Below are 15,897 nucleotides of genomic sequence, written 5' to 3' on the forward strand. Positions count from 1 at the left end.
ACTTATCCCCCCCGATCAGGCTAAATACCCACCTGATCGTTTAACCCTACGGATTGTCCGCCATGGCCCGTCAACGCTTTGCAATCGTCTGGATCGCCTGCTTTGCAGTGCTGTTCAACGCCTTTGCCATGCCGCTGGCCAGTGCGATGCAGCAGTCCCAGGACCCCGTGCAGCAATTGCTGTGGGGCAGTTTCTGTTCGTCCAATGGCGCCAGCCTGAAGACGATTGCGCTGGGCACGCTGGAGATTCCGGCACCGCAGCAGGATGATCACTCCACCATGCAGCATTGCTGGTGTTGCTCGGGCTCGGCGCCGTGGGTGGCGTTGCCGGGGCATGTGCCGCAGTTGTATGTCACGCGGTTCGAGTCGGTGCAGAGCCTGCCGCCGCCTTCATTGCAAAACCCCACCCCGCGCCAGCAATGGCCGAGCCTCAACCCCCGCGCCTCTCCAACGGTCTGATTTTCTTCGCAAGTGAACTGCGTTTAGAACCGTTCTGGAGAACTGCCATGCTCAAATCTTCCCTGCTTCTGGCTGCGTTATTGCTGCCGGTGTTCAGTGCTGCCAATGCCGAGGACTACACCGTCGGCGAACTCAAGGTCCGTGACCCCTGGTCCCAGGAGTTGCCGCCCAACGCGCCCACGGTCGCGGCATATTTCGTGATTCATAACGAGGGGGAAACCCCCGACCGACTGCTCAGCGTCGAGACGCCGGTGGCGGACAAGGCAGAGCTGCATGAGCATGTGATGCAGGGCGACTTGATGAAGATGCAACAAGTGCCAAGCGTTGCCGTGCCGGCGAAGGGTGACTTGACCTTCGCCCCGATGGCCTATCACGTGATGTTGCTGGGCATTAAAGACCGCAGCCTGTTGACCGATGGAAAACAGTTCCCACTGACGCTCAACTTTGAAAAAGCCGGCAAGGTCGACGTCGAAGTATCGGTACAGAAAGTCCCGCCGATGGCCACCCACGAGCATAAGCACGCCCAGTAGGCCAACACTCGATGGGCGCCCCTCGCGCCAGGTTTTCCCCGCACCGCCGCAGGCCCATGGGCCTGATGCGCGGCAGTTGGATCAGCCTGTTCGCCATGCTGATGATCTTTATCGGTCCGCTGATTTCCCAAGCGATGCCGATGGATCAGCACGCCGGCATGTCTTCCAATGGCAGCAGCATGAGCATGTCCATGGACATGCCCAGCTGCCATGGCGAACCCAAGCAAACCAAAGCCCCCGACGAACACCACGTTCTGTGGGAAAAGTGCGGCTATTGCAGCCTGCTCTTCAGTTGCCCGGCACTGCCCGGCAGCGTGTCCTACGTCACCCTCGGCACCCCGCCACCCGCTAACGCCCTCATCCCCGCCCCGCGCCTGGGCCATGCCCGGCAGAGCATCTTCCCCGGCGCCCGCAGCCGCGCGCCGCCCATCGCCGCGTAAACACTTAGCACCGTTACTTCACCCCGGCCGACGTTAAACAGACAGCCGCAGGCTGCTGGCCGTGTTGTTTACGACTATTGATGGAACTTGTCATGTCCAGGTTTTCTGCTGACACCCGCTTGGGAAGCACCCCCGTGTTCGCCGTTCTGTGCGGCGCGCTATTGATGCCACAGGCTCACGCCGATGAGCACGCCGAGCATGAGTTGAGCCCCACCGTGATCACCGCAATCGCCCCCAGCTCACCGCTGACCGTGGTCACCCATCCGAAAGACCCGCGCCAACCGGTGCCCGCCAGCGACGGCGGCGACTACCTCAAGACCATCCCCGGCTTCGCCCTGGTGCGCAACGGCGGCACCAATGGTGACCCGGTGCTGCGCGGCATGTTCGGTTCGCGCCTGAATATCCTCACCAACGGCAGCATGATGCTCGGCGCCTGCCCTGGCCGGATGGACGCGCCCACCTCGTATATCTCACCGGAAACCTACGACACACTCACCGTGATCAAGGGCCCGCAAACCGTGCTCTGGGGCCCGGGCGCGTCGGCCGGCACTATCCTGTTCGACCGTGAACCCGAGCACTTCGGCGAGTTGGGCACTCGGCTCAATGCCAGTGTGCTGGCTGGCTCCAACGGGCGCTTCGACAAGGTCATCGATGCCGCCGCCGGCGGGCCGCTGGGCTATGTGCGGGTGATCGGCAACCAGGCTCACGCCGACGATTACAAGGACGGCAACAACGACACGGTTGCGTCGCGCTACGACAAGTGGAACAGCGACGTCGCCGTCGGCTTCACCCCCGATGCCGATACGCTGTTGGAACTCACCGCCGGCCGTGGCGACGGCGAAGCGCGCTACGCCGGGCGCGGCATGGACGGCTCGCAGTTCCTGCGCGAAAGCCTGGGGCTGCGTTTCGAGAAGTCCAATATCGGTGAGGTGCTGGACAAGGTCGAAGCCCAGGTCTACTACAACTACGCCGACCATGTGATGGACAACTACAGCCTGCGCACACCGTCGGGCACCGGGATGATGGCCGGGCCCATGGCCTCCAACGTCGACCGCCGCACCCTCGGCGCGCGGGTCAAAGCCACCTGGCGCTGGGCCGATGTGCAGCTGATCGGCGGCCTGGATGCGCAGACCAACGAACACCGCCAGCGCAGCAGCATGGGCATCGACACCTACAAGGACCTGCCGCGCAACAAGGACGCCAACTTCCACAACTACGGCGTGTTCGGCGAATTGACCTGGTACGCCACTGACCGCGACCGCCTGATCACCGGCGCGCGCCTGGACCGTGCCTCGGCCAAGGACTTGCGCCAAACCACCGGCTCCGGAATGACGGCACGCCCCAACCCGACCGCCGACGACACGCGCGCCGACACCCTGCCATCTGGCTTTATGCGCTATGAACACGACCTGGCCGACAGCCCCACCACCGTCTACGCCGGGCTGGGCCACGCCGAACGCTTTGCGGATTACTGGGAACTGTTTTCCCCCAACACCGGGGCGGTCGGTTCGGTGAATGCCTTCGACGGTGTTAAGCCGGAGAAGACCACCCAGCTCGACTTCGGCGCGCAATACAAAGCCGAAAAGCTGGAGGCCTGGGCCTCGGGTTACGTCGGCCAGGTACGCGACTTCATCCTCTTCGACTACAGGCCGGGAATGATGGGCACCACCTCCCAGGCCCGCAATGTGGACGCACGCATCATGGGCGGCGAATTGGGCGCGGCGTACAAGCTGACGCGCAACTGGAAGGCGGATGCGAGCCTCGCCTACGCCTGGGGCAAGAACAGCAGCGACGGCAAGGCGCTGCCGCAAATGCCGCCGCTGGACGCACGCCTGGGCCTGACCTACAGCGAGGACGACTGGAGCGCCGGTGCCCTGTGGCGGGTGGTGGCGGCGCAAGACCGTATCGACCCGAACAAGGGCAACGTGGTCGGCAAGGACTACGACAAGAGTGGCGGCTTTGGTGTGTTCTCGCTGAACGGCGCGTACCGCATCAACAAAAACTTCAAGGTCAGCACCGGCGTCGACAACCTGTTCGGCAAAGCCTACGCCGAGCATCTGAACCTGGCCGGCAACGCCGGGTTCGGCTACCCGGCCAGCGACCCGCAGGCCATCAAGGAGCCGGGGCGCACACTCTGGACTAAAGTCGATATGAGCTTTTAACGCATTGCAGGAGCGCGCCCTTTGTGGCGAGGGAGCTTGCTCCCGCTGGGTTGCGAAGCAGCCCCAAAACCAGACGACCGAGGTGCACCGCGGGGACCGGTTTGGGAGTGCTGCGCACTCCAGCGGGAGCAAGCTCCCTCGCTACAAAGGGCGCGCTCCTGCAGGTTTGGCGTTCACAACCTAATAAAATCACAAGCCTTGCGGAGAAAAGCCTGATGAACACTCAAAAAGTTTCCTTCTACAACCTGGCCTGGCGTTGGCATTTTTACGCCGGGCTGTTTGTCGCACCCTTTATGGTGCTGCTGGCCGTGACCGGCATCATCTACCTGTTCAAACCCCAACTCGACCCGCTGATGTACGGCAACCTCCTCACTGTGCCCGCCGCCGAACACGCGCTGAGCGCCGACGAACAACTGCAACGCGCCAAGTTCGCCTACCCCCAAGCCACCATCAGCAAATACCTGCCACCGGCAGACGCCACCAGCAGCGCGCAGTTCGTCATGCGTAACGACGGCCGCGAAGTGACGGTCTTCATCGACCCGTATCGAGGCCTCGTACTCGGCGAGCAGGACGCGAAAGACAACCTGCAAGCCATCGCCCGCGCGCTGCACGGCGAGCTGATGATCGGCACCGTCGGCGACCGCCTGGTGGAACTCGCCGCCGGTTGGGGCGTGATGCTGGTGGTGTCTGGCCTGTACCTGTGGTGGCCGCGCGGCAAGTCATCGGCCGGGGTGTTGTGGCCACGCTTGAGCAGTCGTGGACGTGTGTTCTGGCGCGACCTGCACGCCGTCGCCGGCTTCTGGGGCGCCGCATTTTTGCTGGTGATGCTACTTAGCGGCATGACCTGGACCGGCTTCTGGGGCAAGCAATATGCTGACCTGTGGAACACCTTCCCGGCCGCGATGTGGAACAACGTGCCGCAGTCCGACCAGCAGGCGCGCGTGCTCAACACCGCGACTCAACAGACCGTGCCCTGGGCCATGGAAAACACGCCGATGCCGATGTCTGGCGATCACGCAGAACACATGAACCACGGTGCGATGAGCAGCGGCCCGGCCGCGCCCACCTTGCGCCTGCAACGGGTGGTCGACCTGGCCAACGCGCGCAAGGTAGAGCCCGGCTACAGCATCACCTTCCCCACCACCGCCGAAGGCGTCTTCACCCTCGCGGTATTCGCCAACGACCCGCGCAATGACGCGACCCTGCATGTGGACCAGTACACCGGCAAGGTCCTGGCCGATGTGCGCTGGGAACACTACAACACCGTCGCACGCGCCACCGAGACCGGCGTGATGCTGCATGAAGGCAAGATGTTCGGCTGGGTGAACCAGCTGATCGTATTGCTGATCTGCCTGATGATTCTGCTCAGCGCCGTCAGCGGTGTGGTGATCTGGTGGAAGCGTCGGCCTGAGGGCGGCCTGGGTGTACCGCCGTTGCGCCACGACTTGCCGAAATGGAAAACCGCGATGGTGATCATGCTCGGCCTCGCGCTTGCTTTTCCGCTGGTGGGGGCGTCGTTGATCGTGGTCTGGGCGCTGGATCGCCTGGTGTTGTCGCGGCTGTTTGGCCAACGTGAATCTGCCTCAGGTTCGGCATGAAGTAGGCGAGATGCCTAATGCCGATCAGTTAAGCAGTAGAAAGAGCGCAAAATAACCTGTGGCGAGGGAGCTTGTCGGATCGCCACAGTTACAGTGCTTACCCTTAACTGATCGGCATTAGGCGATTGGCGGGTTGTTTTTTATCGCGCTGATGCGCAGGCGCTAATCCTGCTCAGACAGCGTCCCTCTCGGTAGTTACAGCTCATCCTTGTCTCGACCCAGCAGGATGCTCTCGGGATCAGGTTCGGCCTGTACATCTTTCACTTGCCACTCATCACCCAGGGAACCCAGACGGGTCCAGAAAGCATCGGTCTCCAGCACCAGCAGTTTCCCGCTCTCCCTCAGTTTGCTGATCAATTGAGAGGCGGAGCGATTGGCCCCCGAAACAGCCAGCATGTGTTCTGCCGCGGGGTCTGTCGGCAGGTACTTGAGCAGCGCCCCGCCCCGGCCGATGAAGTAGCAACCCAGGGCCGACGGCGCGTTGATTTTCACGGTATCGAGCATTGCCTTCAAATCAACCTCGGCGATGAAGTTTTCTCTCAGGGCGCTGTCGAAAACCTCGGTTCCCGTTAAAGGTGTCATCGCCTTGTAGAACGACTGCACCGCGATGACCTTGTAGTAACCCGATGGATGGGACGACACCAGCGTCACGCCGCCTCCATCGGAAAACAGCGCTTGGACGGTCAGTATCGTGTTCCCTGCCTCCTCCAGGGGTATCAAGGCACACACATCGTTAGTCGTGGCCACCTTGAGCACGCCCCCCAGGTAGGTCTTGCCAGTAAACCCGGTAAACAGACCCTGACTGTGCCGGGCGGCGTCATCAGGATGAGCGCACACCGGCCCGCACACCATTTCAGGCGAGCCCTCTATGGTTAAAGCCTCTGCCCCCGGTTGCCAGACGGTGGTGATGCGGCCTCGACTCGCCCAAATCGCGCTCGGCCTCAGGACATCCAGCATCCCGTTGGCCGACAGGCTGCGAACATAATCAAGCACCTTGAGGGAGCCCGCCAGCAAACTCCTGCGCAGGCTGGCCGCCTCACTGGAAAACATCAGCGATGAGTCGCGACCATCAAAACGAAACTTGAGCAAGGCATTGTCAGCACACAGCAGATACAGCGGCCAGTAGCCTCCGTTCGCAGGCTTTTTGACGAAATTCAACCCGTCGGCGATTTCCTGTGGCCAAAAAAAGCTGCGCGCCATGGTGTCGTCAGCCTTGGCGATTGCCGCGTTGGAGGCACACAAATACACCCCCTCAATGGCATAACCTTGAGGCAACTGAGCGTAGGGGAAAACTTGTTCAAACCGGGCGTAGCTCTGCCGTTGCAACGGCAACGTGACCATGTAGTGTTGTTTTTTGGTTGATTTAAACAGATACCCAAACGCCAGCCCCTCTCGCAACCCAGGCTCTGGGAGCACTGAACGCACAGCGTCATCAGCCTGGGTGAAGATCGGGCTGAACTCTGGATCAGCTTGGGCGCCGCGAATCAAAAGCCCCGGCGATTGATAAGTGAACGCGACAAATTCGCCGATCAGTCGCCTGGGTGGTCCCCAGACCTCGCTCCCCTCAATCACCCGCAAATCGCCGGCCTTCGCGACACGCGAAACAAAATCAGCGGGCAACAGCTCGCCGTTGCGGATCTGCCGCTCGATGAGGTTATCCCCTGCATCGCCCTTGACCAGATCGAGCGGCGCCAGCTCAACTTTTAGCCGCTGCTCTTCGTCGGAGTCCGTCAGGCTGTAACTCAGCAAGGTGCCAGTGGGCCCGATCAGGTACTCGCGCTTGATATGCACCTCACGGTTCAACAGGTTCGACAGCACGCTGGTGGGCACCATGGAGGTATAAATCGCCTTCTGCGGCGCAGACAACACCGTTGGCAGCTCCCGCTCCACCACCGAGCGGTACCGCGCAACCAGGGTCGCGTTCTCCGGATACAGGCCTTTCACAACGGCCTGGTCGGGGTAGATCCAGTTGAGCGCAAAGCCTTGAGGGGGCACGGCCAACGGTTCCGTAGCGGTAAACAGCCCATTGCCCAGCCTGAGCAGCACACCACCATAAGCCCGCTGCCGCCCAATGCCGATCAGGCGGCGCACATGGCGCACGGCATCGTCAGGCTCGGCAAACATCGGGGTCAGGCGTCGACGCACAATCGTCGCATAGCTCTGCCACCCCTCGCTGACCGCCCCAAGGTCACCCCAACACTGGCTGGTACGCACCACATTGAGCTGACCGCGTTTGGCCCATTCCCGCACAAAGTCCAGCGGCGTCTTGGCGCCACTTGCCAGCGCCGCCTGAGTGCTCTCTAGTTCCTTTTCAAGCGCACCGCCGCTCCCAAACGCGAACGGCCCCGGCATTCGGTAGCGCAGTAAAGCCCCCTCCTCGGTGGAGAAATACAGGGGCAAGTTGTCTCCCGCATTGTAGAGTTCGCCCCAACGCAGGGCGTCGTAAAGGGCCGAATACAAAACCGCTGGTACGACGAAAAACCGCGTCAGCCACGCGTTCGCGCTGGCCAGTCCACTGGCTTTCCATTGCTGGGAACGAAACAGCCCCCGCAGCGCGAAACCTTCCGGGAACACATAGCCCTTTTCCGTCTGCGCAAACAACGCACCGCGCCTAAACAGCTTGGAACGCGCATCGACGCCGACCACCTGCGTGGCAATGTACTGCTCGTGTTGCGCATGCTTGAGGATGAACGCGAAACACGACTGAGCCGCGAGGTTACGCCCATGAACCCGCATGTGAAGATCGCGAGCGGCGGCATCGGCGGTGGAAAAAATCGCCCCATAGGTGATGAAATCGGGCGGGCCTTCTCTGTCCGCATACGTGAAGTGCGGGGTCCAGTCCGAATACACCGGGGAGCGCGGCCCCCACAGTCGGTTGCCCTGAATAATCCGCAAGTCACCGGACTCGGCCAACCCAACGACCCATTGCGCAGGTTTGGTCAGCCCGCGGTCCAGCCGCTGTTGAAGCGAGCTGCCACCGGGCTGTGGCGCGGTGCTGCTAAAAACCAACGCCTCCTGGGAAGAACCGCTCGGCGCGTACGCCAGCAAACAGTCCTCGCCTCCCGACAAATACGCCGGACGCCCCTGCTGGATCACTGCGCGGATTTCTTCGGCAGAAAAGATTTGCAGGTTGATCTCGGTATCTTCCCGCGTCCAGCGCCGCTGCCCGACCCACCCAGGATCAACCATCGACAAAGCCGTGTGAGAACCGTAGCGCGCATGGATCGCGTAGGGTTCGGGGGGGATCAACGGGCCTTGGTCGCCCGCGGGGAAAAACAGTGCCGATGCAAAGGGGTTGGCGTGACTTTCCATCGGCTCGGTCACGACAAAGCGGCCATCCTCGCCCTTGAGAATGTAGCCGCCATAAGGCCGGTCAAGCCGGGCTCCGATTTTCTCGTGGGCATAAGTGGCCGCGTCGCTGGCAGAGAGAAACGCAGGGCTGAGCATCGCCTGATAAAACGGCGTGAGCAATGCGGTGCGATTGTCGACCTGGCCAACCCGACGCCAGACATCACCGGGTTGGACCACAGACAGGTCCCCCGCCAAGATCGCACGCCGGACATAAGTACGCGGGGTCAGGGTGCCGGCCTGCATCGCGGCCTGGGCACCGTTGTCATCGAGTACACCCGCCGCCGTTTCTCTCGCCAGCTCAGTGGATGCCTGGGCATCCGGTAATTGAAACCTCAACCAGGCGCCGTCTTCGGCCAACAGGTAGAGGACCAGGCCACGTGACTTGTTTTGTATCTCCAGGGTCGCCCGCGCTTGAACGATGGCTGCAACCATTTCTGCCGGGGAAAAGAACAGCGAGTACAACCAGGATTCCAGGGCCGGAATATCCGCGGCCAATGGTTTGGAACGATAGTAAATCGCCTCCAACCGGAAGTTGGAGGGCAGCCTCAACTTGCCCGGCGCCCGTTCAGGGAATACCCCGGCCGGAGAGAACAACGGCACAGTTTCAGTCTCGGGATAAGTCGCCACATAACCTTCGCCTCCCGTGTGTTTGAGCACAAAGCCAAGTGTGCGACCGGCAGGTGTACCTTGAGTTAGAGCCTTCGCCGCCAGAACAGCCTCTTCGGCGCGCGCGAAGACCTGAGTAAAAAACGGCTGTATCTCGGGTACTTTGGTCGCAGGCCGCCCGACTTTCCAATCGGTAGTAATACGCCCTCTCACGCCACCCCACACGACGTTGGGTACCACCACCCGCAGATCACCGGCCTGAGCGGTCCTCCAGATGAAGTACTCGAACACTCTCGGGAGCGATCCAAACTGCTTGCCGTCGATCAAGAACGTGTGGAAATCACTTTCCTCTTTCGAACCGCTACTCTCGTACTTGAGCAAACTACCGTCTGGACCGCTCAGGTAATGCGCGCGTGCCGTATTACGATGCTCGATGGTGAACTTCAAGTCGGGCACGGAGTAGAAGCTCAGAAGAGTCGAAACCTGATCTGAGGTAAAGCTGGGGTTCTGACGCTTGGTCTCTTCGGGGTTATTCGGATGGGAGTGGTAATACGCCTCGCCGGTATAACCTGCGGGCATGATGAAATCACCGGCTGCATCCGTCGGGAGCAGGATTCGATGATCGAATGTGATCTCCCTGTCGGGGATCGGCTGCGTGGCAAAAAAGCGGCCGCCGCGCTTGAGAATTGCGCCGCCGTATTCCTTGTCGAGAGGCTGACGAAGAATGAATGTATGTGCCCAGCGCGCGGCATCGTCAGCGCTGATAAAAGGCGGGCTCAGGGGAGGTAAAACCGGATTGAAACCTGATGCACGCGTGGTTCGGTATGAACGGGTAAGCATTGAAGCACTCCTGAAAGTGGATGAAACCGCGCCGGCCGAAAGGCCTCGGACGCTCACCTAACCTTCCACTCGATTGCCAGAAGCCTGGGGCTACATAAATAGCGATCACCCCCACATCCGCACCGGCCAATGCCGATCAGTTAAGGGTAAACACCGTAACTGTGGCGAGCGGGCTTGTCCCGCGTTGGGCTGCGCAGCAGCCCCAAAACCAGGCGCAGAGGAGTGCCCGATACACCGCATTCGTCTTCATCAGGGGCGCTTCGCACCCCAACGCGGGACAAGCCCGCTCGCCACAGAGGTCCCAGTTTGCTGCGCGACAGCGCTACGTCGACGAGGTAGTGGGACCTCCCACATGGGTTTTGTGTAGCGCTGTAGATCAGGCGTTTTCCAGCAAGTTATGCAGCGCCACAAATTGCTGCGTCAGCTTATGCCGTGGGTCCAGGTGGATCAGCGGTTTGCTCTCCTGGTGCGACTCACGCATGCGTACCGAACTGGCCAGGTAAACCGGCAGCACCGGCAAGCCCTCGGCAATCAACTCGTCGAGCATCTGCTGCGGCAGGCTCGCCCGGGCCTGGAACTGGTTGACCACGATGCCTTCCACTTCGAGGCCTTCGTTGTGGTCTTCTTTCAACTCTTCGATTTCCGCCAGCAGGCCATACAGCGCCTGGCGCGAAAAGCTGTCGCAATCAAAGGGAATAAGCACACGATCAGCGGCAATCAACGCCGAAACTGCGTAAAAATTCAACGCCGGCGGGGTATCCAGGTAAATCCGGTCGTAATCTTCACTCAGCTCATCCAGCAGCTTTCGCAGCTTGTTGATCTTGTGCTTGGCCTCGAGCTTGGGCTGCAAATCTGCCAGCTCGGCGGTGGCCGTGATGAGATGCAGGTTATCGAACGGCGTTTCGTAGATATCCACGCGGTTTTTCTTGGAAAACGGCCCGGACGACAGGGTTTGCTTGAAAAATTCAGCAATGCCCATCGGGATATCATCGCCGGTCAACCCTGTGAGGTACTGGGTTGAGTTGGCCTGTGCATCGAGGTCCACCAACAGGGTTCGATAGCCCTCACTGGCGCTGACCGCCGCCAGGTTGCAGGCGATGCTGGACTTGCCAACGCCACCTTTCTGATTGAACACCACGCGCCGCATGGAAAAACCTCCGTGTATCAATGAATGTCCGAGTGTAGAGGGCAAAAGCGCCTGTTAGCTACCTCGTTCATCCATGCACTGCTGCATTAAAGGCCAGCTATGGCACGTCACACACAAACGAATAAGAACAGTCCGACAATCCAACTCGGCCTCCGGTGAAGGACAATCTGTAAATCTTTCCCACCAAACTGTAATCAGCCGTGAACAATTCTTTACCAAAGTTTGCTAGAACCCCGCAGCACCGGGATAATGCGCGCCACTCGGCTATTGTTCCCTGTCCCGGTATTCGGGGCCAACGGCCGCACATGGAAGCCCGCAGGGGCGGGATAACTTCTCAGTGATCAACTTCAACATCGCCCAATGGCGCGCGTGGGCTCCGAGCCTCGACAGCGCGCAAGACTGGCACGCCTGGTGTCAGGCGCCAGTGCAGCTGCCTGCCAGCGATGCCTCCCCCGACGTGTCTTTTTTGCCGGCCATGCAACGCCGCCGCCTGAGCCGTCTGGCGCGCATGGCGTTCAGCGTAGGCTGGCCGTTGGCCGAGGGCCTGCAAGACTTGCCCCTGGTGTTCATCTCCCGCCACGGCGAAACCCCGCGCACCCTCGACATCCTCAGCGACCTGGCCAACGACCAGCCACTGTCGCCGACTCAGTTCAGCCTGTCGGTGCATAACGCGGTGATCGGCCTGTGGTCGATCCTGCGCAATGAAACCAGTGAGATGACCGCCCTCGCCGCCGCCGGCGATGGCCTGGAGCACGGCATGCTCGAAGCCGCCGCCCTGCTCAACGAAGGCGCCCCGGCGGTATTACTGGTGATCACCGAAGAACAGCCCCCCGAGGCCTACGCCAGCTGGATCGTTGACGTGCCCTTCCCCTACGCCCTCGGCCTGCTGCTGACGCCAGGCGACGAGTGGCAACTGGAACTCACCACCGGCACTGTCCAACCCACTCAAACCCAGTGGCCCCACGCCCTGAACCTGCTGCGCACCCTGCTCCTTGAACAGGGCGCCTGCCAACATGCCTGGAAGAACCGTGTATGGAACTGGCGACGCAAGCCCTGACCGACAAGCCAAGGCAGGCCTATTACTGGCGCCTGTTCGCCACCGCCACCAGCTTCGCGCTGTTCGGCGTCGGCGGGCTGTGCCTGCGTTTGCTGGTGTTTCCGCTGCTCAGTTGCCTACCGGGCAGCGCCGAAAAACACCAGCGCCGCGCCCGTCACACCATCAGTAGGTTGTTCTGGTTTTTTATCCGCATGATGCAGCGCCTGGGCATTCTCACCTTCAGCGTCGAAGGCGCCGACAAGCTCGGCCGCCCGGGCCAGATGATTATCGCCAACCACCCGTCGCTGATCGACGTGGTGTTCCTGATCGGCCTGATGCGCCAGACCAACTGCGTGATCAAGCAGAGCCTGTTTCAGAACCCGTTCACCCGCGGGCCGGTGCGCGACGCGGGCTATATCAGCAATGACGGCAGCGCAGACATGCTCGACGCCGCCGCGGACGCCCTGCGCGAAGGCCAGACCCTGATCATCTTTCCCGAAGGCACTCGCACCACACCCGGCGCGGCCCCCGCCTTTCATCGTGGGGCCGCCGCCATTGCACTGCGCGGTGCGACAATCATCACCCCGGTGGTGATCAAGGTCAGCCCCACCACCCTGACCAAGGCCGAACCCTGGTATCGCATCCCAAAATGCCGCTTTCACTTCAGTTTGCGGGTGGGTGCCGATATAGAACCACAGGCGTTCGCAACACTGGGACCCGCGCCCCAGGCCTCACGCAAGCTCAACGATTACCTGCACCATTATTTTATTAAGGAGCTCGCCGAAGATGAGCGACCAACACAGCCTTGAGTGCGAAATAAAGGCGCTGATCATCGAGGCCCTCGGCCTGGAAGACATCAGCGTCGACGATATCGGTAGCGACCAAACCCTGTTCGGCGAAGGCCTGGGCCTGGATTCGGTAGACGCCCTGGAATTGGGCCTGGCGATCCAGAAAACGTACGGCATCAAGATCGATGCCGACGCCAAGGACACCCGCAATCACTTCACCAACGTGACCAGCCTTGCGGCGTTCGTCACGGCCAAACAGGCAGCTTGAGACCGGACCATGCAAAATCGTGACGATATTTTCAACACCCTGCGCGATGCCTTGGTGGAACTGTTTGAACTGGAACCTGAACGCGTCACCCTCGACGCCAACCTGTACCAGGACCTGGAAATCGACAGCATCGATGCTGTGGACCTGATCGACCATATCAAGCGCCAGACCGGCAAGAAGATCGCCGCCGAAGAGTTCAAGGCGGTGCGCACCGTGAACGACGTGGTTGAGGCGGTATACCGTCTGGTCCAGCCCGCCGCATGAGCAGGCTGATCGGCCTTGGCCTGTTGCTGGCGGGGCTGCTGTACCCCTTCGCGGTGTATTACGGCACCGAACACTTTGCGCCGTGGCAATTCGGCCTGCTGCTGGGCAGCCTGTGGCTGTTGCGCGCTCTCACCGGTGCGCGGCGCCCCGGCAGCCGCTGGATGGCCGTGGCAGTGATCGTGTTTTGCCTGCTGCTGGCCTGGTTCGACAACCCGCACCTGCTGCGCTGGTACCCCAGCCTGGTCAGCGCCTTCATGCTGGCGCTGTTTGGCCTGAGCCTGAAATACGGCCCGCCGATGGTCGAACGCCTGGCGCGCATGACCGACCCGGAGCTGGCGCCCAACGCTATCGTGTATACGCGCCAGGTCACCGTGGTGTGGAGTGTGTTTTTTCTGTGTAATGGCCTGCTCGCTGCCGCCCTCACCCTGTGGGCGCCGCTGAGCTGGTGGACGTTGTACAACGGGCTGATCGCCTACGGGCTGATGGGGCTGTTGTTTGCCGTGGAATGGCTGGTACGACAAAGGGTTCGAGGCCGCGTATGAAAGGGTTGAATCTTGAGCACTTGCTGCTTGAGCCGCTGGAACAGCGCTGGGTCACCACCGAGCCTGCGATGAATCACGCCCAGCTGCTGGAGCACTCGCTGCGCCTGGCGGCCGGGCTGCAAGCGCGTGGCATCCAGCGTTTGGCCGTGCACCTTGAAGACGCCGGCCTGTTGGCGATCGCCCTGCTGGGCGCCTGGCGCGCCGGCGTCAGCGTGCTGCTGCCGGCCGACCTGCAACCTCAGACCCGCCAACGCTGGGCCGATGCCGTCGATGCCTGGCTGATCGACGCCGCTGACCTCGACGCGCTGTATCAAGCGCCGTTGAGCCCTGCCGCCCTCGATCTGGATACCTGCCAACTGAGCCTGTGCACCTCCGGCTCCAGCGGGGAGCCCAAGCGTATCGACAAGACCCTGCGCCAACTGGCCAATGAGGTCCAGGCGCTGGAAGCCTTGTGGGGGGCGGACCTTAAAGACGCGTGCATCATCGGCAGCGTCGCCACTCAACACATCTACGGTTTGCTGTTCCGCGTGCTGTGGCCGTTGTGCGCGGGCCGCACCTTTGTACGCCGACAACTGGCGTTCCCCGAGGATTTGCAGCGCGCCAGCCGCGAACACGCGCAGTTCGCCTGGGTCGCGAGCCCGGCGTTGCTCAAGCGCATGGGCGACAATCTCGATTGGCCGGCGCTGAGCCAAGTATCCCGCGTGTTTTCGTCCGGCGGCGCCTTGCCCGTCGAGGCTGCCGAAAGCCTTCACGACCGCCTGCAACAATGGCCGACTGAAATCCTCGGCAGCTCGGAAACCGGCGGCATCGCCTGGCGCCAGGGCGAACAACCGTGGCAGCCATTTGCCGATGTGGAGTTGAGCCAGGACGCCGAGGGTGCGCTGCGCATCGCCTCGCCTTACCTGCCCCCCGGGCATATCGAACAGACCGCCGACGCTGCGCGCATCCACGCCGATGGCCGCTTCGAGCTGCTCGGCCGCCTGGACCGCATCGTCAAACTGGAAGAAAAACGTATCTCCCTGCCCATGCTCGAACACGCATTGATGACGCATGCCTGGGTCGCCGATACCCGCCTGGGCGTGGTACAGGAAAACCGCGCGTCCCTCGGTGCCCTGGTGGTGCTGAGCGCCGACGGCCTGCATGCCCTGCGCAACCAGGGCCGACGCACCGTCACCCAAACCCTGCGCCAGCACCTGAGCCAACACTGCGAAGCCCTGGCCCTGCCGCGTCGCTGGCGTTTGCTGCGCCAATTACCGCTTACCAGCCAAGGCAAACTGCCCCAGGCCGAGGTCGAAGCGTTGCTGTTGGCACCACGGCCGAAAGCGCCGCAAGTGCTGGAGCAAGTCGAAGCCAACGGGGAGTGGACCCTGCAACTGAGCATCCCACCGGACCTGGCGTATTTCAGCGGCCACTTCCCGGTCACCCCGGTGCTGCCGGGCGTGGTGCAGGTGGAATGGGCGTTCAACCTGGGCCAGCAACTGCTCGACCTGCCGGCGACCTTTGCCGGCATGGAGGTGCTGAAATTCCAGCAACTGGTGCGCCCCGGCGACCGCATTGAACTGCATCTGCGCTTCGATCAGGAGCGTAGCAAGTTGTACTTCGCTTACCGCAATGGCGTTGCAGCCTGTTCCAGCGGGCGGATAGTGCTGGGGCAGGCGCATGCATAAGCTTTTGTGGCGAGCCGACCTCCTGTGGAATCCGGGCTTGTTGTGGTTAGCGGGCTTGTTGTGGCGAGCGGGCTTGCCCCGCGTTGGGCTGCGGAGCGGCCCCAAAACCTGCGATGGAGTTCTGTCTGACACGCCTCGGTTACCTTACTGGGGCCGCTGCGCAGCCCAACGCGGGGCAAGCCCGCTCGCCACAGGAAGCC

General features: G+C 61.8%; 13 protein-coding genes. 11 read left to right on the plus strand and 2 right to left on the minus strand.

Annotation, left to right across the window (positions count from 1 at the left end; all coding sequences use genetic code 11):
* The first annotated feature begins 62 nt into the window (after window positions 1-62).
* From ACR52_RS08980 to ACR52_RS09000, 5 genes are all read left to right on the plus strand, one after another.
* Window positions 63-458: a DUF2946 domain-containing protein gene (locus ACR52_RS08980; protein WP_048723171.1), complete on the plus strand. Its 396-nt coding sequence runs from the start codon at window positions 63-65 to the stop codon at window positions 456-458.
* A 47-nt stretch (window positions 459-505) separates the two neighbouring features.
* Window positions 506-988, plus strand: a complete 483-nt coding sequence (locus ACR52_RS08985) for a copper chaperone PCu(A)C (protein WP_048723173.1) — start codon at window positions 506-508, stop codon at window positions 986-988.
* A gap of 65 nt (window positions 989-1,053) precedes the next feature.
* Window positions 1,054-1,428 (plus strand): DUF2946 domain-containing protein, encoded by a 375-nt coding sequence (locus ACR52_RS08990; RefSeq protein ID WP_048723439.1) that lies wholly within the window; start codon window positions 1,054-1,056, stop codon window positions 1,426-1,428.
* Between the two features lie 92 nt (window positions 1,429-1,520).
* On the plus strand, window positions 1,521-3,590 hold the full coding sequence (locus ACR52_RS08995) for a TonB-dependent copper receptor (RefSeq protein WP_048723174.1): 2,070 nt from the start codon (window positions 1,521-1,523) through the stop codon (window positions 3,588-3,590).
* A 215-nt stretch (window positions 3,591-3,805) separates the two neighbouring features.
* The gene (locus tag ACR52_RS09000; RefSeq protein ID WP_048723176.1) at window positions 3,806-5,188 is read left to right on the plus strand and encodes a PepSY-associated TM helix domain-containing protein; all 1,383 of its coding nucleotides are present in this window, start codon (window positions 3,806-3,808) and stop codon (window positions 5,186-5,188) included.
* A gap of 195 nt (window positions 5,189-5,383) precedes the next feature.
* On the opposite strand, the gene ACR52_RS09005 is transcribed toward ACR52_RS09000, so the two are convergent.
* Together ACR52_RS09005 and ACR52_RS09010 are read right to left on the minus strand one after the other, a co-directional pair.
* Window positions 5,384-9,985, minus strand: coding sequence for a DUF4329 domain-containing protein (locus tag ACR52_RS09005; protein WP_048723178.1), 4,602 nt, complete (start codon window positions 9,983-9,985; stop codon window positions 5,384-5,386).
* A gap of 376 nt (window positions 9,986-10,361) precedes the next feature.
* Complete coding sequence (locus tag ACR52_RS09010) at window positions 10,362-11,132, minus strand: ParA family protein (protein WP_048723180.1); 771 nt, start codon at window positions 11,130-11,132, stop codon at window positions 10,362-10,364.
* Between the two features lie 337 nt (window positions 11,133-11,469).
* Between ACR52_RS09010 and ACR52_RS09015 the strand changes: the two genes are divergently transcribed.
* From ACR52_RS09015 to ACR52_RS09040, 6 genes are read left to right on the plus strand one after another with little or no spacing between them, the layout of a single operon-like run.
* Window positions 11,470-12,189: a beta-ketoacyl synthase chain length factor gene (locus ACR52_RS09015; RefSeq protein ID WP_048723181.1), complete on the plus strand. Its 720-nt coding sequence runs from the start codon at window positions 11,470-11,472 to the stop codon at window positions 12,187-12,189.
* Window positions 12,165-12,977: a lysophospholipid acyltransferase family protein gene (locus ACR52_RS09020; RefSeq protein ID WP_048723182.1), complete on the plus strand. Its 813-nt coding sequence runs from the start codon at window positions 12,165-12,167 to the stop codon at window positions 12,975-12,977. The genes ACR52_RS09015 and ACR52_RS09020 overlap by 25 nt, the downstream gene beginning before the upstream one ends.
* A complete protein-coding gene (locus tag ACR52_RS09025; RefSeq protein WP_048723184.1) occupies window positions 12,955-13,224 on the plus strand; it encodes a phosphopantetheine-binding protein in 270 nt (89 codons plus the stop codon). Before ACR52_RS09020 ends, ACR52_RS09025 begins: the two co-directional genes overlap by 23 nt.
* A gap of 9 nt (window positions 13,225-13,233) precedes the next feature.
* Entirely contained in the window at window positions 13,234-13,488 is a 255-nt protein-coding gene (locus ACR52_RS09030; protein WP_048723185.1) for an acyl carrier protein, read from the plus strand.
* Window positions 13,485-14,030, plus strand: coding sequence for a COG4648 family protein (locus ACR52_RS09035; RefSeq protein ID WP_048723187.1), 546 nt, complete (start codon window positions 13,485-13,487; stop codon window positions 14,028-14,030). Before ACR52_RS09030 ends, ACR52_RS09035 begins: the two co-directional genes overlap by 4 nt.
* Window positions 14,027-15,697 (plus strand): acyl-CoA synthetase family protein, encoded by a 1,671-nt coding sequence (locus tag ACR52_RS09040; protein ID WP_048723189.1) that lies wholly within the window; start codon window positions 14,027-14,029, stop codon window positions 15,695-15,697. Before ACR52_RS09035 ends, ACR52_RS09040 begins: the two co-directional genes overlap by 4 nt.
* Window positions 15,698-15,897 lie beyond the last annotated feature (200 nt).

Source organism: Pseudomonas fildesensis, assembly GCF_001050345.1.
Taxonomy (GTDB): Bacteria; Pseudomonadota; Gammaproteobacteria; order Pseudomonadales; family Pseudomonadaceae; genus Aquipseudomonas; species Aquipseudomonas fildesensis.